The sequence below is a fragment of the Nonomuraea sp. NPDC049141 genome, assembly GCF_040648415.1.
Classification (GTDB): Bacteria; Actinomycetota; Actinomycetes; order Streptosporangiales; family Streptosporangiaceae; genus Nonomuraea.
This window is the reverse complement of sequence record NZ_JBEZDR010000004.1, coordinates 318,798-337,827: the sequence shown is the minus strand read 5'-3', so window position 1 is coordinate 337,827 and position 19,030 is coordinate 318,798. Positions and strand designations below refer to the sequence as shown.

Sequence of the window (19,030 nt, the reverse complement as noted above, 5' to 3'; positions counted from 1 at the left end):
GACACGATCTCAGCGGCTCTGTCCTCAGCGGCACTCCCTAGCGGGCAGAACCTCAGTGGACAGGACGTTCAGAAGACCTGCCCCCCGGGCACACTCCTCCAGCGGACAGGCCCCAGTGGACAGCACGTCAGAGGACCTGCCCGCCGGGCACACTCCCCCAGCGGACAGGTCCGGACACCATGACGAGCGCACCCACTCGGCACCGCGATCCACTCACCCACCGGCACGCACTGCCCACGGAGACGGCCAAGAATACGCACGTCGCGGCGGCAAGCCGGTGAGGCGGAGGAGCGTTCCCCTGGAGGGCCCTCAGCCGATCACCCAGGGTGGGTCCTCCCGGGCTGGCCGTAAAATATGCTTAAAAGGTTTTTGACCAATTAATGGTGGGAGACCGCCGAGCCGATCGTGTGGACGCGGAGGGCGTTGGTGGAGCCCGGGGTGCCGGGAGGGGAGCCTGCCACGATCACTACCTTGTCGCCCTTCTCCAGGCGGCCCAGCGTCAGCAGCGACGCCTCCACCTGGCGCACCATGTCGTCCGTGTGATGGACGAACGGCACGTGGAACGTCTCCACCCCCCACGTCAGCGACAGCTGCCCCCGCACGTGCGGCGCCGAGGTGAAGGCCAGCAGCGGGATCGGGGAGCGGTAGCGGGCCAGGCGGCGGGCCGTCTCGCCGGACATCGTGAACGCGATCAGCGCCTTGGCGCCGACGATCGCGCCGACCTCGGCGGCGGCGCGGGCGATGGCGCCGCCCGTCGTCTCCGGCAGGCGCTCCAGCGAGTGGGTGGCGTGCAGCGAGTGCTCCTCCGCCGCGCGGGCGATGCGGTCCATGGTGGAGACCGACTCGATGGGGTAGTTGCCCACCGAGGTCTCGCCCGAGAGCATGACCGCGTCGGCGCCGTCCATGACCGCGTAGGCGACGTCGGACGCCTCGGCGCGGGTGGGGCGGGGCGCGCTCATCATCGAGTCGAGCATCTGCGTGGCGACGATGACCGGGCGGGCCTTCTCGCGGCAGAGCTCGATGATGCGCCGCTGGACGATCGGCACCTGCTCCAGCGGCAGCTCGACGCCCAGATCACCGCGGGCGACCATGATGCCGTCGAACGCCTCGACGATCTCGGGCAGGCGGTCGACCGCCTGCGGCTTCTCGATCTTGGCGAGTAGCGGGAGCCGGACGGCCTCCTGCTCCATGATGTTGCGCACCACGTCGGCGTCGGACGGACGCCGGACGAAGGACAGGGCGATCATGTCGAAGCCGGTGCGCAGTGCCCAGCGCAGGTCGGCCTCGTCCTTGTCGGTGAGCGCCGGTGCGCTGACGTTGATGCCCGGCAGGTTGAGGCCCTTGTTGTCGGAGATCATGCCACCGATGACGACCCGCGTGATGACGCGGTCGCCCTCGACGGCGGTGGCCTCCAGGACGAGGCGGCCGTCGTCGACCAGGATGGTGTCGCCGGGGCGTACGTCACCCGGCAGGCCCTTGTAGGTGGTCGAGACCTGCTCCCGGTCACCCGGCACGTCTTCGGTGGTGATCGTGAAGACGTCGCCGAAACCGAGCCGGACCGGGCCTTCCTCGAACCTGCCGACGCGGATCTTGGGCCCCTGCAGGTCGGCGAGCACGCCTACACCGCGGCCGAGGTCGGCCGCCACCTCCCTGACGCGGTCGTATACCTCTCGGTGCATGTCATGGTCGCCATGACTGAGGTTGAACCGGGCCACGTCCATGCCGGCGGCGATCAGCTCGCGCAGGCGTTCAGGGGAGGACGTGGCGGGACCTAGGGTGCAGACTATTTTCGCGCGACGAGTCACGAGTCCTACCTTAATTGGTACAGACCACTTGGCTGTCATTGACGACGCAGAACGTACCCGACGTAAGAGAACAACACGAGAATGGCAACCCCCAGGCGCGCCAAGTTCGCGTATTCCTCCGGGTAGATCACGCCTTCGATGTAGTGGTCGATGAAGCCGGTGGGTGGGAGGCCCTGGAGGCCGGCGCCGCGGCGCCCCCAATCCTCTACGACCGTAAGCGGGCACTCTACACCTGTGCCCAGCGAGATCAGACCCCAGGTGACGACCGCCAGATGGACCCAGATCGTGCGCCGCCAGCGCCACGCGACATAACCGCCCACGGCCATGTAGGCCAGAAAGGCGAAGTGCACCACCATCGCGGCATCCGCGATGAGGCGATACATCATGGTCTGACGGTAGCCGCCTTCCAGGCGTCGACGATGCCGTGGCCGTAGAAACCGTTCTTGGACTTGCCGCCCTGGCAGGTCTGCTTGTCGCTCTCGCCGAAGACCTCGTAGGTGTACGTGCGGGGCGACGGGCACGCCCTGCGGTCGGCGGTCTTGTACAGGAGCTTCTCGACCGTGGCCGGGGCGAGCGTCAGACCGCCCTTGCCGGGCTTGCCGAAGCGGCTGATCAGGATCGCGGCGACACCGGTCGCGTGCGGGGCCGCCATCGAGGTGCCGTCAAGGTACTGGTAGTAGGAGCAGGTCCCACCGGCGCAGGAACGGACGACCGTGGCGCTCTTCGGCTTGCCCGACTTGTCGAGCATCCCGGTACTCCGGAGCACGGACTCGGGTGCGGCGGCCAGGATCGACCTGGTGGCCGAGGAGCCCTTGCCCTCCGACGCGTCGCCGCCGGGTGCGGCCAGGTCGTTCTGCTCGATCCCGTAGTCGCTGTAACTGGCCTTGCGGCCGGACGGGCCCACCGCGGAGACCGAGATCACGCCCTTGGACTCGGCGGGCACGTTGAGGCAGGAGTTGTCGACCTTGCGGGTCTTCTCGTCGCCGCGCGGGTAGCCGGGGCTGCTCGAGTCGACCTTGGGCTTGCCCAGGTCGGTGGAGCCGTTGCCGAGCGCGGAGATGAGCGTGACGCCCTTGTTGCGGGCGTAGTCGAGTGCCCGCTGCATGCCGGTGATGATCGCGCGCTGCTGCAGCTGCTGCTTCTTGCTGTCGGCCTTGTTGTGGGCGCAGTTGAACAGCCACGGGTCGACGTAGTAGCTCATGTTCACCACGTCCACGCCGATGTCGGCCGCGTACGTGAGCGCGTCGAGGCTGGGCTTGAGGAAGAAGAACCCGGAGTCCTGCCCCGCCCTGATGTTGACCAGCTGCACACCCGGCGCCACGCCCGCGATGCCGATGTGGTTCAGCGGGGAGCCGATCGTGCTGGCCACATGGGTGCCGTGGCCCTCGTCGTCCTCGTCGACCGGGTCCTTGCAGCTCGCCACCTCGCAGGGGCCGTCGAGGGTGTCGCCGTTCTCGTCCTTCGGCTTGTCGGTGACGAAGTTGCGGCTGAGGGCGCGGTTGAAGTTCGGGGCGATGTCGGGGTGCTTGCCGTCGATGCCGGTGTCGATGACGCCGACGAGCACCTTCTTGGTGCCGGGCGCCTTCTTGTTGGCGCGGTCGGCGCCGATCATCTTCATGTCCCACTGGCGGCCGGCGAGCGGCTCTCCCACGACGCCCCTCATGGCCGACGCGTCGGGGAACGCCCGCGGCACCAGCGAGCCCCGGACACCGGACGCGAGCACGCCCGCTGTGCTTAGGGCGCCGGCGGCGGGCGTGGTCGCGAAGCCGATCTCGCGGTCGGTCGTGACGCCGACGACGGACTGGTCCGAGCCCAGGGCGTCGACGAACGCGTCGCCGCCGCCCTTGGCCAGCACGTAGCCGAGCTTGGTGTCGGTGGTGACGATGTGGCCGCCCGCGTGCTCGACGGCGGCGAGCGCCGCACGCGCCCGCCCGTCGGCATAGAAGACGAGGTACTCCTTGTCCGGCCCGGCATCCGGCCCCGCCATGGGAGCAGCCGCGGAAGGCGCGCATGACGCGAGCGAGACTGCGACCGCCAAAGCCATGAGACCCGAGGCGAATCGCCTCATTATTCCCCCATCCACCACGTCACCCCAGAAAATGCATCTTCCCGACCTAAGTCGCCAGATGCAACTTTGTCGCAAAATTTCGTCCGTTGTTGGGCAAAATTGGTCAGCTCTATGAACTGTGCTGAGCCAGGCGAACGTTCTTCAGCGCCACGAGCAGCCCCGCGCCGAGCAGCAGGATCGGCACCAGCCAGGCGAACACCCCGGTGACCGCCCCAGAGAACGCGACCTGAGTGGCGTGCCGCGCCGCCTCCGGCAGGGCCTGGATGGCCTCGGGCGTGACCGACGCCTGCCCCGCCCCTAACCGGCCGCTGAACACGGCGCCCAGCACCGAGACTCCCACAGCCCCGCCGATGCCGCGCGCGAAGGTGACCGCTGAGGTGGCCGCTCCCCTGTCGGCCGCGGGCGTGGTCGTCTGCACGGCCAGGAGCAGGTTCTGCAGCACCATGCCGAGCCCGGCGCCGAACAGCACCATGTACGCGCTGGAGGCGAACGTGCTCGTACTGAGGTCCATGGTCGAGAACAGCGCCGCCGCGACGGCCGCGAGCAGCGTGCCCGTGACGATGAACCACTTGTACGTGCCGAACCTGGTGACGAACTGCCCGACGAAGGTCGACGAGACGATCATCCCGATCATCAGCGGGAGCAGCAGCAGCCCGGAGTTCGACGCGGTCGCGCCGGTGGCGAGCTGCAGGAACAGCGGCAGGAATGTGGCCGCGCCCAGCATGGCCGTGGCCAGCAGCGTCACCGCCGCCGCCCCGAGCGTGAACGTCCGGTCGCGGAACAGCCGCAACGGCAGCACCGGCTCCGCCGCGGTCCGCTCGACCAGCACGAACAGCACGGTCAGCAGCACCGCCCCCGCGCCGAGCCCGATGATGAGGGGCGAGGACCAGGCGTAGGAGGTGCCGGCCCAGGAGGCGAGCAGGGTCAGGCAGGTGAGAACGCCGGAGATCAGCGCGGCCCCGAGCCAGTCCACCCGGTGCGGCGACGTGCGGCGCGGCAGCCGCAGCACGGCGAAGGCCACGGCCAGCGCGACGGCGCCGAGCGGCAGGTTGATGTAGAAGATCCATCGCCACGAGACGTGCTCGGTGAGGTAACCACCGATGATCGGCCCGGCGATCGAGGCCACGCCGAAGACGGCGCCGAAGATGCCCTGGAACCTGGCCCGTTCGCGCGGTGTGGCGATGTCGGCCGAGATCGCCATGGTCAGCACCATGAGCCCGCCCGCGCCGACGCCCTGGAAGGCCCGGAACAGGATGAGCTGCGTCATGGACTGCGCGATCCCGCACAGCGCGGAGCCGATGAGGAACAGCACGATGGCCGACAGGTAGAGGCGTCGGCGGCCGTACATGTCGCTGAGCTTGCCGTAGAGGGGCGTGACGATGCCCGCGGTCAGGGCGAACGCCGTGACCAGCCAGGACAGGTTCGCCAGGCCGTGGAGCTCGCCCACGATGGTGGGCATGGCGGTCGCCACGACCGTCTGGTCGATGGCCGCCAGAAACATGATCAGCATGAGCGAGCCCATACTGATCCAAAGGTTCCGTTGTGGTGGGGACTCCGGGACGGTTGTCGATACCATGGATCGACTCCTTGCTTCTTTCGCGAGGGCAGGAGGAATCGGCGGCGATCGGGGGTGCCACCCCGGTCGCCGCTCTCTGTGGATTGTGTATGTGGGCTATGTGCGGGTCAGAGTCCGCGTTCGAGCAGCGTGAACGCCTCGTCGAGCAGCTCTTCGACCGGCTCGCCCGCGTCCAGCGACTCCTGGATGGCCGAGATCATCGCCCCGAACGACCCGATGACCAGCAGCCTGGCGTGCAGCCCACTGGTGACGCCCGGCCGCCGCCTGACGATGTCGAGGGTCTTCTCCATGACCTTCGACTGGTCGACGGCCCTGACCTTGGCGGACAGCTCCGGATGGCGGTTGTGCAACTCAATGAACGGCTGCATCTCCTCCCACACCGGCCGCTTCCGGACGCCGAGCTCCTTCGAGACCGCTTTCAGGGACTGGAAGACCGGCTCGTCGTCGGGTCGGGCCTGGAGCAGCTCCACGACCTCTTCGGGCTGCCAGACGGGCTCCATGATGAGCGCCTCTTCCTTCGAGGCGAAGTAGTTGAAGAACGTGCGCGGCGAAATGTCGGCCGCCGCGCTGATGACCTCCACCGTCGCGGCCTCGAGCCCACCGTCGAGCGCGATCCGGACGGCGGCCCTCCGGATGGCCTGCCGCTTCTCACGCCGACGCCGTTCCCGCCGCTCCTGCGGACTCTCCATACCGTGCACTCTACGCAAGACTTGCACAGTCTGCAACAGCTACACAAAGTGCAATCCTTGCGGGTTGTGCAAAGAGCAGGCATGGCCAAGAGTACGCACGTCACGGTGCCCGGCCCCGTAAACCGCGGGAGCGTGCCCCTGGACAGAGCCCGGCCACGTATGGCGGGTGGGGTCCACCGGGCTGGCCGTAAAAGAGAAGCGGGTTGAAAAAGAAGCGCCCGCCCGGACGAGCCGGACGGGCGCTTTTGAAACGGACGCGTCAAGGAACGGACGCGGTAGAACGAACGGATCAGACGAGCGGCCGAGCTGTCGGAAGGATCGGGTACGGCAGCGAGGTTTCGCCGGAGAGGAAGCGGTCCACTCCGGAGGCGGCCGCGCGGCCTTCGGCGATCGCCCAGACGATCAGCGACTGCCCACGGCCCATGTCACCGGCCACGAACACCCCCTCGACCTTGGACATGTACGACTTGTCGCGAGCCACATTGCCCCGGGCGTCGTAGAAGCCGTCCGCGCCGAGATCGGCGAGGTCTTCCAGCAGCGGGCCCTTCTCCGGGCCGAGGAAGCCCATCGAGAGCGTGACGAGCTCGGCCGGGATCTCCCGCTCGGTGCCCGGGATCGGCTTGAAGCCGTGCTGCGGCCCCTCGACCTCGACCAGCCGCAATGCGCGGATATTTCCGGACTCATCGCCGACGAACTCGGTCGTCGAGACCGCGTACACCCGCGCGCCCCCGCCGTCCTCCAGCTCCTCGTGCGCGCTCTCCATCTTGAACAGGATGGGGAACGTCGGCCACGGCTGGTTGCCGGCCCGGAGGACCGGCGGCCGCGGCATGATCTCCAGCTGGGTGACCGACTCGGCCCCCTGCCGGATCGCGGTGCCGATGCAGTCGGCCCCGGTGTCGCCGCCGCCGATGACCACGACGTGCTTGCCCTTGGCCGAGATCGGGGACTCGTCGAGGTCGCCCTCCTGCACCTTGTTCGACAGGGGCAGGTACTCCATCGCCTGGTAGACGCCGCCCAGCTCGCGCCCGGTGATCGGCAGGTCGCGCCACTGCGTGGCCCCGCCCGCCAGCACCACCGCGTCGAACTCCGCACGAAGTTGCGACGCCGTGATGTCGACGCCGACGTTCACCCCGGTGCGGAACTCGGTGCCTTCGGCCCGCATCTGGTCCAGGCGCCGCTCGATGTGGCGCTTCTCCATCTTGAACTCGGGGATGCCGTAACGCAGCAGGCCGCCGATGCGGTCCGCGCGCTCGAACACCACCACGTCGTGACCCGCCCGGGTGAGCTGCTGAGCCGCGGCCAGCCCGGCGGGACCTGAGCCGACGACCGCGACCTTCTTCCCCGTCTTGACCAGGACCGGTTGCGGGGTCACCCAGCCCTCGTCGAACGCGCGGTCGATGATCTCGACCTCGACCCGCTTGATCGCCACCGGGTCGGAGTTGATGCCGAGCACGCACGCCGCCTCACACGGAGCCGGGCAGAGCCGGCCGGTGAACTCCGGGAAGTTGTTCGTGGCGTGCAGCCGCTCGATCGCCTCCCGCCAGTCGGTGCGGTAGACGAGGTCGTTCCACTCGGGGATGAGGTTCCCGAGCGGGCACCCGTTGTGGCAGAACGGGATGCCGCAGTCCATGCAGCGAGCCGCCTGCTTGGTCAGCTTGTCCTGGGAGAAGTCCTGGTAGACCTCCCGCCAGTCGCCGATGCGGACGTCGATGGGGCGGCGCGCGGGCAGCTCCCGGTCGTGCGTGAGAAAACCCTTGGGGTCAGCCATCGGTTACGCCTCCCTTAACCCTGAACCGCGGCGGCCATGACCGCCTCGTCGATGTCCCGGCCTTCGATGCGGGCGGCCTCGGCCGCCGCCATGGCCCGCTTGTAGTCGGTCGGCATGATCTTGCCGAACCGGGCGAGCGCCGTCTGCCAGTCGGCGAGCAGCTCCTTGGCGATCGGCGAGCCCGTCTCGGCGAAGTGCTTCTCGACCGTCTCGCGCAGGAACTCGCCGTCCTCTTCGGTGAGCTCCTCGATGGCGACCATCTCGCGGTTGACCCGCACCAGGTTGAGGTCGAGCAGGTAGGCGACACCGCCGGACATGCCCGCCGCGAAGTTGCGTCCCGTCGGGCCGAGGACGACCGCCTTGCCGCCGGTCATGTACTCGCAGCCGTGGTCGCCGACGCCTTCGACGACCGCGGTGGCGCCGGAGTTGCGGACGCAGAAGCGCTCGCCGACGACGCCGCGGATGAACGCCTCCCCGGACGTGGCGCCGTAGAGGGCGACATTTCCGGAGATGATGTGACCGTCGAGCGGGGCCTCCTCGTGCGGCCGCAGCGTGATGCGCCCGCCGGAGAGGCCCTTGCCCAGGTAGTCGTTGGCGTCACCGGTCAGCCGCAGCGTGATGCCACGCGGCAGGAACGCCCCGAAGGAGTTGCCCGCCGAGCCGGTGAAGCCGATGTCGATCGTGTTCTCGGGCAGGCCCGCCCCGGCGTACCGCTTGGTGACCTGGTAGCCGAGCATGGTGCCGACGGTCCGGTTCACGTTGCGGATCGGCAGTTCCAGCGTGACCGGGGTGCCGTTGTTCAGGGCGCCTTCGGCGAGCTGGATCAGCGTGTTGTCGAGCGCGTGCTGCAGCCCGTGATCCTGCTCCACCGTGCGGCGCAGCGGGGTGCCCGCCGGCAGCTCGGGCTGGTGCAGGATCGGCGACAGGTCGAGGCCGCTGGCCTTCCAGTGGTCCTCGGCGGCCGTCATGTCGAGCAGCTCGACATGCCCGATCGCCTCGTCGAGCGAGCGGAAGCCCAGCTCGGCGAGGTATTCGCGGATCTCCTCGGCGATGAACTCGAAGAAGTTCACCACGAACTCGGGCTTGCCGGTGAAGCGCTTGCGCAGCTCGGGGTTCTGCGTGGCGACGCCCACCGGGCAGGTGTCGAGGTGGCAGACCCGCATCATCACGCAGCCGGACACGACCAGCGGAGCGGTGGCGAAGCCGTACTCCTCGGCGCCGAGCAGCGCCGCGATGACCACGTCGCGTCCGGTCTTGAGCTGGCCGTCCACCTGCACCACGATGCGGTCGCGCAGGCCGTTGAGCAGCAGCGTCTGCTGCGTCTCCGCCAGGCCGAGCTCCCACGGCGCGCCCGCGTGCTTCAGCGACGTGAGCGGCGAGGCGCCGGTGCCGCCGTCGTGCCCGGAGATGAGCACCACGTCGGCGTGCGCCTTGGACACGCCTGCCGCGACCGTGCCGACCCCGACCTCGGCCACGAGCTTGACGTGCACGCGCGACTCGGGGTTGGAGTTCTTCAGGTCGTGGATGAGCTGGGCCAGGTCCTCGATCGAGTAGATGTCATGGTGCGGCGGCGGCGAGATGAGGCCGACACCGGGCGTGGAGTGCCGGGTCTTGGCGATCCACGGGTAGACCTTGTGACCGGGCAGCTGGCCGCCCTCACCGGGCTTGGCGCCCTGGGCCATCTTGATCTGCAGGTCCGCGGCGTTGACCAGGTATTCGCTCGTCACGCCGAACCGGCCCGACGCCACCTGCTTGATGGCGCTGCGCCGCGTCGCGTCGTGCAGGCGCTCCGGGTCCTCGCCGCCCTCGCCGGTGTTGGACTTGCCGCCCAGCCGGTTCATCGCGATGGCGAGCGTCTCGTGCGCCTCCATCGAGATCGAGCCGTACGACATGGCGCCGGTGGAGAACCGCTTGACGATCTCGGAGACCGGCTCGACCTCGTCGATCGGGACCGGGGTCCGCCCTTCCTTCAGCTTGAACAGCCCACGCAGCGTCATCAGCCGCTCGGCCTGCGAGTCCACCAGGCCCGTGTACTCCTTGAAGATCTCGTAGCGGCGCGTGCGGGTGGCATGCTGCAGCTTGAAGACCGTCTCGGGGTTGAACAGGTGCGGCTCGCCCTCGCGCCGCCACTGGTACTCGCCGCCGATCTGGAGCCCGCGGTGCGCGTTCGCCACCCTGGGATAGGCGTGGGAGTGCCGCCGGGCGGCCTCTTCGGCCAGCACGTCGAAGCCGACGCCGCCGAGCCGCGAGGTGGTGCCGGTGAAGCAGGCGTCGACGACCTCCTGGCTCAGGCCGAGCGCCTCGAAGATCTGCGCACCGGTGTAGGAGGCCACGGTGGAGACGCCCATCTTGGACATCACCTTGATGACGCCCTTGCCGTAGGCCTTGATGAGGTTCCGTACGGCCTTGTGCTTGTCGACCTTGAGCGCCCCGGTGTCGACCAGGTCCTCGACGGTCTCGATGGCCAGGTACGGGTTGACCGCGCCCGCGCCGTAGCCGATGAGCAGCGCCATGTGGTGGCACTCGCGCGCCTCGCCGGTCTCGACGACGAGACCGATCTTGGTGCGGGTCTTCTCCTGGATCAGGTGGTGGTGGACCGCTCCCGTCAGCAGGAGCGACGGGATCGGCGCCAGCGTGTCGGACGAGCCGCGGTCCGACAGCACGATGATGCGGGCGCCGTTGGCGATCGCCTCCGACGCCTCGGCGCGGATCTCCTCCAGGCGGTGCAGCAGCGCCGCGCCGCCGCCCGCCACCTCGTACAGGCCAGAGATCACGTGCGGGTGGAAGCCGGGCAGGTCGTGCTCGTCGTTGATGTGGATGATCTTCGCGAGCTCGTCGTTGTCGATCACCGGGTACGGCAGGACGAGCTGACGGCACGAGGTGGGCCCGGGGTCGAGCAGGTTGCCCTCCGGCCCGAGCACGCTGGCCAGCGAGGTCACCAGTTCCTCGCGGATGGCGTCCAGCGGCGGGTTCGTGACCTGCGCGAACAGCTGCGTGAAATAGTCGAACAGCAGCCTGGGCTTCTCGCTGAGCACCGCGACGGGCGTGTCGGTGCCCATGGAGCCGATCGGCTCGGCACCGACCCTGGCCATCGGCGCCAGGATGATGCGCAGCTCCTCCTCGGTGTAGCCGAAGGTCTGCTGCCGCTTGACGAGCGCCTCGTGCGTGGGGATCTCCCGCTGCCGCGCCGGCAGCTCCTCGAAGCGGACCAGGCCGGCGTGCAGCCAGTCCTCGTACGGCAGGGCGGCCGCGAGCTCGGCCTTGATTTCGTCGTCCTCGATGATCTTGCCGCGGGCGGTGTCGATGAGGAACATCCGGCCCGGCTGCAGGCGGCCCTTGCGCACCACGTCCTCGGGCTTGAAGTCGAGCACGCCCGCCTCGGAGGCCAGCACGACCAGACCGTCGGCGGTCACCCAGAAGCGGCCCGGGCGCAGGCCGTTGCGGTCGAGCACCGCTCCGGCCAGCGTGCCGTCGGTGAAGGTGATCGACGCGGGGCCGTCCCACGCCTCCATCATCGAGGAGTGGAACTCGTAGAAGGCCCGCCGCGCGGGATCCATCTCGGTGTGGTTCTCCCACGCCTCGGGGATCATCATCAGCACGGCGTGGGGCAGGCTCCGGCCGCCGATGTGCAGCAGCTCCAGGGCCTCGTCGAAGGATGCGGTGTCGCTGCCGTCTGGGTCGCAGATCGGGAAAAGTCGCGACATGTCGCCCGGGATCTGGGCGGATTCGAGCATCGCCTCGCGGGCCCGCATCCAGTTGCGGTTGCCCTTGACCGTGTTGATCTCGCCGTTGTGGGCGATGTAACGGTACGGGTGGGCCAGCGGCCAGCTGGGGAAGGTGTTGGTGGAGAAGCGCGAGTGCACCAGCGCGATCGCGGTCTCGTAGCGCTCGTCCGACAGGTCGGGGAAGAACGGCTCGACCTGGTCAGGGGTGAGCATGCCCTTGTACACGATCGTACGGGCGCTCAGCGAGGGGAAGTAGACGTCCACCTCGTGCTCGGCCCGCTTGCGCAGGCAGTACGCCAGCCGGTCCAGCTCCAGCCCCGACTCACCGTTGGGGCTCGCCACGAACAGCTGCGTGAAGTGCGGCATGACGGCCCTGGCGCTCGGCCCGGGCAGCGCACGGTCGACCGGCACCTCGCGCCAGCCCAGGACGTTCAGGCCTTCCTCGGCGGCGATCTCCTCGATCATGCGGAAGGCGATGTCGCGCGCCTCGCCGTCGAACGGCAGGAAGGCCATGCCGACCGCGTAGTGGCCGGCCGCGGGCAGCGCGAAGCCAACGTTCGTGCGAAAGAAGGTGTCCGGGATCTGAGTCAAGATCCCGGCTCCGTCGCCTGTGTCAGGCTCGCTACCCTTGGCCCCCCGGTGATCTAGATTGCACAGCGCCGTCAGCGCCTTCACCACGATCCCGTGCCCGCGTCGGCCGGCGACGTCGGCCACCATGGCGACACCGCAGGCATCATGCTCGTTGGCGGGGTGGTAGAGGCCCTGGGGCTCGGGGAACCCGAGGTGGGCAGCAGGCATTGAATCCCTCCCGTCGTCATCGTCTGTCAAGAACTGCTCTACAGGCGGGGACGACGTTGGCCCTGCTGCGTGTGCGTAGAGGTTACAACACCCTGCCGGAATAGTTCCCGCCTGGTCCGCATTGCGAACATTGGCGACAATCCCGACATCCGGACTGCTATGTCCCAAACACCGGACCAGGGGCCCGGAATTCCCTCGATAGGGTTGGGCCATGGACCGTGACGGGGTGGAACGCCTGCTCGACGAGGCCGGAGTCGACGGCAGGCGGCTGCGGCACGCGCTGACCCTCCTCTGCGACGGGCAGTGGTGGACCCTGTCCGACCTGGTCAGGGAGACGGCCACGTCCCGGCGGACGATCGAGGCGCTGCTGCGCGAGGTCTCGCCGGAACGCTCCGGCGACAGGTTCCGGGTGCCGCTCGCGCACACTCCCGACTTCCAGGACCTGCTGGCCATGGCCCCGCCGCCGGAGGATCCGGTGGCCCACCTGCTCCCCCACTACGCGCCGGTGCTGGAGAGGCTGCGCCGCCTCATCGACGAGGCGCCACGCGCCCGCCACGCGCTGGACCACGTAGCGGCCACCCCGGAGACCGTGCTGCGCAGGGCGTTGCTGCTCGGCGCCCGCTTCTGGCTGCGGGGCGCGAAGCTGCTGTGCGTGGGCGACCACGACCTCACCTCGCTGGCCGTCAAGCTGGTCCACCCCGAGACCGACGTCACGGTGGTCGACGTGGACGAGCGCATCCTGGCCTACCTCGACGCCCAGGAGCTGGGCGTACAGACCCGGTGGGCCGACCTGCGGCTGTCGTTGCCGCCGTCGGCCCGCGGCCACGACCTGGCCATCACCGACCCGCCGTACACGCCGGAGGGGGTCGGGCTGTTCATGGCGCGCGCGGTCGAGGGGCTGAAGGACGACGGGCGGGTCCTGCTGGCGTACGGGGCGAGCGAGCGCACCCCGATGCTCGCCCTGAAGGTGCAGGACTCCCTCTCCGCGCTCAACCTCGCGTATGAAGCTATTTACCCAGATTTCAACCGCTATTTTGGGGCGGAAGCCATCGGCTCCGCCGCCGACCTCTACATCCTGCGTCCCACCACCAAGACCCGCCCCGCCGTCACCGCCCGCCTCGACCGCCTGACCACCGCCATCTACACCCAGGGCCCCCAGTCGATCGAGTCCACCGGCTCCCCGGCGGCCGACGACGGACCTGGCGCGGCGTTCGAGGCCGACCTGCTGGTGGGCGACTGGCCGAAGGAGTTGCCCCAGCCGCGGGTGAAGCTGTCCACCTGGCTGGCCAAGCCCTACGCCGCCGCGGTGGAGCGGGTCGCGATCGCACTGCCCGCCGGTCTCGAGGCGGCGCTTCCCCGCGTCCTGCTGGCCACGCGCGCGGCCAGGGTGCGGGTCCTGCTGTCCGCCCCGCCTTCCCTCCCGGACGCCCTGAGGCCCGTCTACGAGCTGACGTCCGACGGCGGCGTCCTGGACGCGGTACGCCTCCCGCAGCCGATCGGTGACGAGGCCGCGGTGCTACGGCGGATCCTCGACAACGGGCACGGCAAGCTGGCCAACACCTGGCGCGAAGGGCTCATCGCGGTGGCCCGTTCCCAGGGCAGCACACTCACCAAGAACGACGCCCGCTCCCTGATCCGGCAGGCGGCGCCGTGGGCCGAGGGCGTCACCCCGCTGGAGACCCCCCTGCACCGCCTCGCCGACCTCCCCACCACGGTCTCCGCCACGGTCACGGCCCTGTCCAAAACCGCCTGACCCCGGCCCGCACGCACCTCGGTCCCGCGGACGACGGACCCTCACACGCCAGACCCCTGAACGTCAGGCCCGCGCGCGTCGGACCCCTGGACGCGCCAGACCCCTGGACGTCAGACCTCCTGGACGTCAGACCTTCGCGCCAGACCTCTGGACGCCAAGACCCCGACGTGCAGACCTGCGCGCGTCAGACCTGGGAGCGTCAGGTCGCCGCGACCACGCGTTTCTGGATGATGTGGCCGAGCCCGTCGAGGGCCAGGAGCTGCGACATCAGATCCCCCGCCTCCCCCGGCCGCACCGGCCCCGCCCAGGCGACCGTGACGTAGTGGCCGAGCGCCCGCGCCTGCGCGCGGCTGTGCTCGGCGTCGAACGGAACCGCCTGCCGTACGAAGCCGTCCTTGGCGAGCGCCTTCACCAGCGCGTTCGCCGCCCGCCCGTCGGTGAGGTTGAAGATGACGAACTGTCCCGCCCCCGAACCGCCCGCGTACGTCGCCCGCAGCGCCTGCGTGCAACCCGCCGCCGAAGCGCCCCAGAGCGCGTCGTCGCAGTCCGCGAGCTGCTCCGCCGACTCGCGGCGCAAGGAGCCGAGCGTCTCCGTGGCGGGCGTGAACACCTCCCCCACGGTCAGCGGAGCCGCGTCGCGCTGCCGGGAGTCGATGAGCGAGTAGAGCGCCGAGGTCGGTTCACCGCGGAAGGTGGCCGGCCGAGGCTGGGGCCGCAGGAACAGCAGCCAGCTCCCTACGGCGAGCACCGCCAGCACGGCGGCGCCCAGCGGGATCGCGACGCGGGCCCGCATCACGACGCCGGCCCGGTGATCGAGACGACCCGGCGGTAGACGGCCTTCTCGGCCCCCCTGAGCGTCAGTGACAACGAGACGAGGTCGTCCTTCGTCGTCGGGTCGGCGCCGTCGGCCCGGCCGATCCAGACCAGCCCGACGTAGTGGCCCAGGGCGTAGCCGCCGCCCTCGGTGTAGCCGCCCGGCGGGAAGGCGGTCTTGCCGGTGCCGAGCGGGCGTGACCAGCCACCCCGGTAGAGGGTCTTGAGCGAGTCGACCAACTCACTGGCGGCCTTGCCGTCGCGCAGGTTGAGCAGGGTGTACTGGCCGATGTAGCGGCCGTCGGCGCTGGCGTAGACACCGCGGGCCGCCTGGGTGCACTCGCCGTCGGTGACCAGTTCGAGGAGTTGCTCGCCCCAGACGGCGGCCGAGCAGTCGGCGTCGAGCTTGCTGCCGGCGAGCTTGAGCGTGAGCTTCTTCTCCCCGGTGAGCGTCTTCTGCCCGAACACCTCCTTCTCGGTGAGCGGCGCGCGGTCCTTGGCCCGGTCGGCGATCGGCTGGAACAGCTTGGGCGAGGCCCAGCTGTGGTAGACCTCCGGCAATGTCGAGTCGCCCACCACGATGGCGGAGCCTTCCCGCTGCTCAGGTGTGTATTCGCCCAGCGAAGATATGACGACGACCAGCGCGAACGCCACGGCCAGCAGACCCACCACCGACGAGATGATCACGATGAGCTTCTGCTGCCTGGGCTGGAGTCCCAAATGGCTGAGCAGGGGGAATTCCCAGTCGGAGGGTGGGGGGCGCCGGCGCTTGCGGGTCGCCGTTCTGGGGGCCGTCACAGACCACTACCCCCGATCAGGTTGCCGAGCCCGAACGTGAGCCCGGCCGCAACCACGCCGACGATGAGCTGCCGCAGCCCGGAGTAGAGCCAGGAACGCGCGGTCACCCTGGAGACCAGCGCGCCCGCCCCGAACAGCGCCAGGCACGAGAGGATCGCCGACACCCACAGGCTCGTCACACCGAGCAGGTACGGCACCAGCGGCAGGAACGCGCCCACGCCGAAGGACAGGAACGACGAGCCCGCCGCCACCTTGGGCGAGGGCAGGTCGTGCGGGTCGACGCCGAGCTCGCTCTGGGCGTGGACCTCCAGGGCCTGGGCGGGGTTCTCGGAGATCTGCCGGGCCACCTCGGCGGCCAGCTCCGGCGTCACGCCCCGGTTGACGAAGACCTGGGCGAGCTCTTCCTGCTCGGCCTCGGGGTGGCGTTCGAGCTCGCCGCGCTCGACGGCGATCTCGGCCAGGGCCAGCTCGCGCTGGCTGGCCACCGAGACGTACTCGCCGCCGGCCATCGAGAAGGCGCCGGCCGCCAGCCCCGCGATGCCCGCGAGGGCGATGACCTTGGTGTTGGCGGTGCCGCCCGCGACACCGGCGATGAGCGCGAAGTTGGACACCAGTCCGTCCATCGCCCCGAACACCGACGGCCGCAGCCAGCCGCCGGTGACGTCACGGTGCCGGTGGTGCTGCTCCGCGCCCTCGCTCATCGCGAGTTCTTCTCCTGTTGAACGGCTTCGGGGGTCTCCTTCTGCGCCGCGACCGCTCCGTCATCGCCTGCGGACTCCTCGTCCGCCGCCGGGGACTCCGCGCGTACGTCCGCAGGCTCCGAAACGTCCGCAGAGGCCTCCTGCACGGACGCGGACTCCGACGGCGCGACCTCAGGGTCCGGAGAATCGGCCTTGACGACCTCAGGGTCCGGAGAATCCGTCGTGACGGCCTCAGGGGTGTCGTCCGTATCTCCAACCACCGAAGCGGCGGCGGCGCCGTCAGCCGAGTCGGCCTGGTCGGCCCCGTGGGCCGGATCAGGGCCGTCCGGATCGCCTGCGGCCGCGCGATCGACGGCCGGGAGGATGAACTCCTCGCTGTCCTTGTTCCGGGTCGCCCAGAAGTAGATCAGCGCCCCGATGAACACCACGATCGAGGTCCACTGGTTCAGCCGCAGGCTCAGGAACGTCACCGCGTGGTCGACCCCGCCGACGGGGTCGATCCGCAGGCCCTCGATCCAGAACCGCCCGAGCGTGTAGCCGGCCACATAGAGGGCGAACAACCGCCCATGGTGCAGCGCGAACCGCTTACCCGCCCAGAGCAGGGCGAAGCCCAGCAGAAGATCCCAGATCGACTCGTACAGGAACGTCGGGTGGTAGAGCACCCCCGGCTCGCCCCCGTGCATCTGGTCGATCTCCAGCCCCCACGGCAGCGTGGTCGGCCCGCCGTACAGCTCCTGGTTGAACCAGTTGCCCCAGCGCCCGATCGCCTGCGCGAAGGCGATGCCGGGCGCCACCGTGTCGGCCACCGCGCTGAGGGACAGGCCCCGCTTGCGGCAGGCGAGCCAGACGCCGACACCGCCGAGCGCGATCGCGCCCCAGATGCCCAGCCCGCCTTCCCAGATGAACAGGGCCTTGTAGGCCGGCTTGATCGCGCGGGCGCCGAAGTAGGTCTGCCAGTCGGTGATGACGTGGTAAAGGCGTCCGCCGATGAGCCCGAAGATCACCGCCGGCACCGAGATGTCGATGATCGTGCCCTTCTGGCCACCACGGGCGCGCCAGCGGCGCTCGCTCAGCCAGACGGCGAAGATGACACCGAGCACGATGCACAGGGCGTAGGCCCGGATCGGCACGAATCCGAGATACCAGACCCCTTGGGAAGGGCTGGGAATCGAGGCAAGGGGCATGTCAGGTGAGGGTAGCGGAAGCGGGACTACTTGGCCGCCTTCGTGACCGCATCGCGAAGATCCTTTGGTGTGAAGACGACGTTGTTGTCCATGGCCGTGCCGTTCAACTTGACGGTCGGCGTGCCCTGCAGCTTCTGCTCCTTGTTGACCTTGGCGCTGTAGTCGAGCTGGGCCTGGGCGTTCTTCTGGCCGGTGATGCAGGTGTCGATGCCCGCCGCCGTCGCCCCGGCCGACTTGGCCCAGGTCACCAACTGGTCGGTCTTGAAGCCCTCGACCGTCTCGCTGGGCTGGTTCTTGTAGAGCAGGTCGTGGAAGGCGAGCCACTGCTTGCCGTCGGTCAGGCAGCGGGCCGCGGCGCCGGCGCGCACGGAGTTGCCCTTCGTCGGCTCGGTGCTGAAGATGGTGATGGGGTGGTAGACGACCTTGGCCAGGCCCTCAGCCGCGAGGTTCCTGAACGTGCTGCCGCTCACCTCCTCCATCTGCTTGCAGGCCGGACACTGGAAGTCCTCGTAGATGTCGATCACCGGCTTGGCGACCCCGCTCTTGGCCATGACGACCGAGCCGTCGGACTGCACGGTGGTCGGCGCCGTGTCTCCGGCCAGCTCGGCCTGCGACTTGCTGGCGGCGTACCAGGCGCCGAGACCGACCGCCGCCACCGCGACCACGCCCACGGTCATGTAGGTGACGACGCGTTTGCGCTGCTCCCGCGCGCGCTCGGCGGCCTGCTGCGCTCTGATCTTCTCCCGCGCGGACTTCGCGCGCTCCCCCTTGCTCATCACGCGCTCCCCCTTGCTCATCATCAGCCCATCTCCTCCTGGCCGAGAACGTCCTGTCCGTGAACGCCTCGCCCGTGAACGTCCTGTCCGTCAACGTCTTGTCCATCAACGCGCTCGCCGCCCGCCAGCCCGAGAGCCGAGTCGAGCGCGAAGTGCCCCGGCGCGAAGCGCACGGTCCAGGCGCCGAGCACCACAAGACCGAAGTCGCGCAGGATGTCGAGCAGGTAGGCCGGCTGCTGTCCCGCCCCCAGCTGGCCGCCGCCGCCGAAGCAGCCGCAGTCGATCCGCAGGCCGTGCGCCCACGCCCAGGCGATGCCGAAGACGAAGGCGAACATGAGCAGCGCGCCGACCACCCCGGCCACCCTGGTCATCAGGCCCACGACCAGCAGCACCCCGACCACGATCTCCAGGATCGGCAGGCCGTAGCCCACGGTCGTGGCGAGCGAGTCGGGCAGCAGTTGGTAAGCCTTGACCGCCACGACGGAGTCGGACGGATTGCCGATCTTCAGCCATCCGGCCGCGATCAGCACCCCGCCCAGGACCAGCCGGGCGACGGTCGTCACCCAGGGTACCGCT

14 protein-coding genes are annotated in these 19,030 nt (G+C 69.5%); 1 reads left to right on the top strand and 13 read right to left on the bottom strand.

The genetic code is table 11. From position 1 onward, the window contains the following. Positions 1-377: 377 nt before the first annotated feature. The 7 genes from pyk to gltB form a co-directional block, all read right to left on the bottom strand. On the bottom strand, positions 378-1,805 hold the full coding sequence (pyk, locus tag AB0B91_RS13805) for a pyruvate kinase (RefSeq protein ID WP_219533618.1): 1,428 nt from the start codon (positions 1,803-1,805) through the stop codon (positions 378-380). 35 nt (positions 1,806-1,840) lie between these two features. Continuing rightward, entirely contained in the window at positions 1,841-2,191 is a 351-nt protein-coding gene (locus tag AB0B91_RS13800) for a DUF2784 domain-containing protein (protein ID WP_358318620.1), read from the bottom strand. Beyond that, a complete protein-coding gene (locus AB0B91_RS13795; RefSeq protein ID WP_358318619.1) occupies positions 2,188-3,792 on the bottom strand; it encodes a S8 family serine peptidase in 1,605 nt (534 codons plus the stop codon). Before AB0B91_RS13795 ends, AB0B91_RS13800 begins: the two co-directional genes overlap by 4 nt. A 190-nt stretch (positions 3,793-3,982) precedes the next feature. Then, positions 3,983-5,383 carry an MDR family MFS transporter gene (locus AB0B91_RS13790; protein WP_358318618.1) on the bottom strand — a complete coding sequence of 467 codons (1,401 nt, stop codon included), beginning with the start codon at positions 5,381-5,383 and terminating at the stop codon, positions 3,983-3,985. A gap of 173 nt (positions 5,384-5,556) precedes the next feature. After that, positions 5,557-6,138, bottom strand: a complete 582-nt coding sequence (locus AB0B91_RS13785; RefSeq protein WP_358318617.1) for a TetR/AcrR family transcriptional regulator — start codon at positions 6,136-6,138, stop codon at positions 5,557-5,559. 289 nt (positions 6,139-6,427) lie between these two features. Next, positions 6,428-7,906, bottom strand: coding sequence for a glutamate synthase subunit beta (locus AB0B91_RS13780; RefSeq protein WP_358318616.1), 1,479 nt, complete (start codon positions 7,904-7,906; stop codon positions 6,428-6,430). A 14-nt stretch (positions 7,907-7,920) separates the two neighbouring features. After that, a complete protein-coding gene (gltB, locus tag AB0B91_RS13775; protein ID WP_358318615.1) occupies positions 7,921-12,429 on the bottom strand; it encodes a glutamate synthase large subunit in 4,509 nt (1,502 codons plus the stop codon). Between the two features lie 211 nt (positions 12,430-12,640). Between gltB and AB0B91_RS13770 the strand changes: the two genes are divergently transcribed. Then, positions 12,641-14,182 (top strand): bis-aminopropyl spermidine synthase family protein, encoded by a 1,542-nt coding sequence (locus AB0B91_RS13770; protein WP_358318614.1) that lies wholly within the window; start codon positions 12,641-12,643, stop codon positions 14,180-14,182. A 199-nt stretch (positions 14,183-14,381) separates the two neighbouring features. Here AB0B91_RS13770 and AB0B91_RS13765 read toward each other — a convergent pair whose 3' ends face one another. Genes AB0B91_RS13765 through AB0B91_RS13740 form a run of 6 tightly spaced genes read right to left on the bottom strand, consistent with a single transcriptional unit; the run spans position 14,382 to position 19,017 of the window. After that, complete coding sequence (locus AB0B91_RS13765; protein WP_358318613.1) at positions 14,382-14,975, bottom strand: hypothetical protein; 594 nt, start codon at positions 14,973-14,975, stop codon at positions 14,382-14,384. Beyond that, positions 14,975-15,793: a hypothetical protein gene (locus AB0B91_RS13760; RefSeq protein ID WP_358318612.1), complete on the bottom strand. Its 819-nt coding sequence runs from the start codon at positions 15,791-15,793 to the stop codon at positions 14,975-14,977. The genes AB0B91_RS13765 and AB0B91_RS13760 overlap by 1 nt, the downstream gene beginning before the upstream one ends. Further along, on the bottom strand, positions 15,790-16,494 hold the full coding sequence (locus AB0B91_RS13755) for a VIT1/CCC1 transporter family protein (RefSeq protein ID WP_358318611.1): 705 nt from the start codon (positions 16,492-16,494) through the stop codon (positions 15,790-15,792). The genes AB0B91_RS13760 and AB0B91_RS13755 overlap by 4 nt, the downstream gene beginning before the upstream one ends. Next, on the bottom strand, positions 16,491-17,678 hold the full coding sequence (gene lgt, locus AB0B91_RS13750; protein ID WP_358318610.1) for a prolipoprotein diacylglyceryl transferase: 1,188 nt from the start codon (positions 17,676-17,678) through the stop codon (positions 16,491-16,493). The genes AB0B91_RS13755 and lgt overlap by 4 nt, the downstream gene beginning before the upstream one ends. 26 nt (positions 17,679-17,704) lie before the next feature. Further along, complete coding sequence (locus AB0B91_RS13745) at positions 17,705-18,478, bottom strand: thioredoxin domain-containing protein (RefSeq protein ID WP_358318609.1); 774 nt, start codon at positions 18,476-18,478, stop codon at positions 17,705-17,707. Continuing rightward, entirely contained in the window at positions 18,478-19,017 is a 540-nt protein-coding gene (locus tag AB0B91_RS13740) for a MauE/DoxX family redox-associated membrane protein (RefSeq protein WP_358318608.1), read from the bottom strand. The genes AB0B91_RS13745 and AB0B91_RS13740 overlap by 1 nt, the downstream gene beginning before the upstream one ends. Positions 19,018-19,030 lie beyond the last annotated feature (13 nt).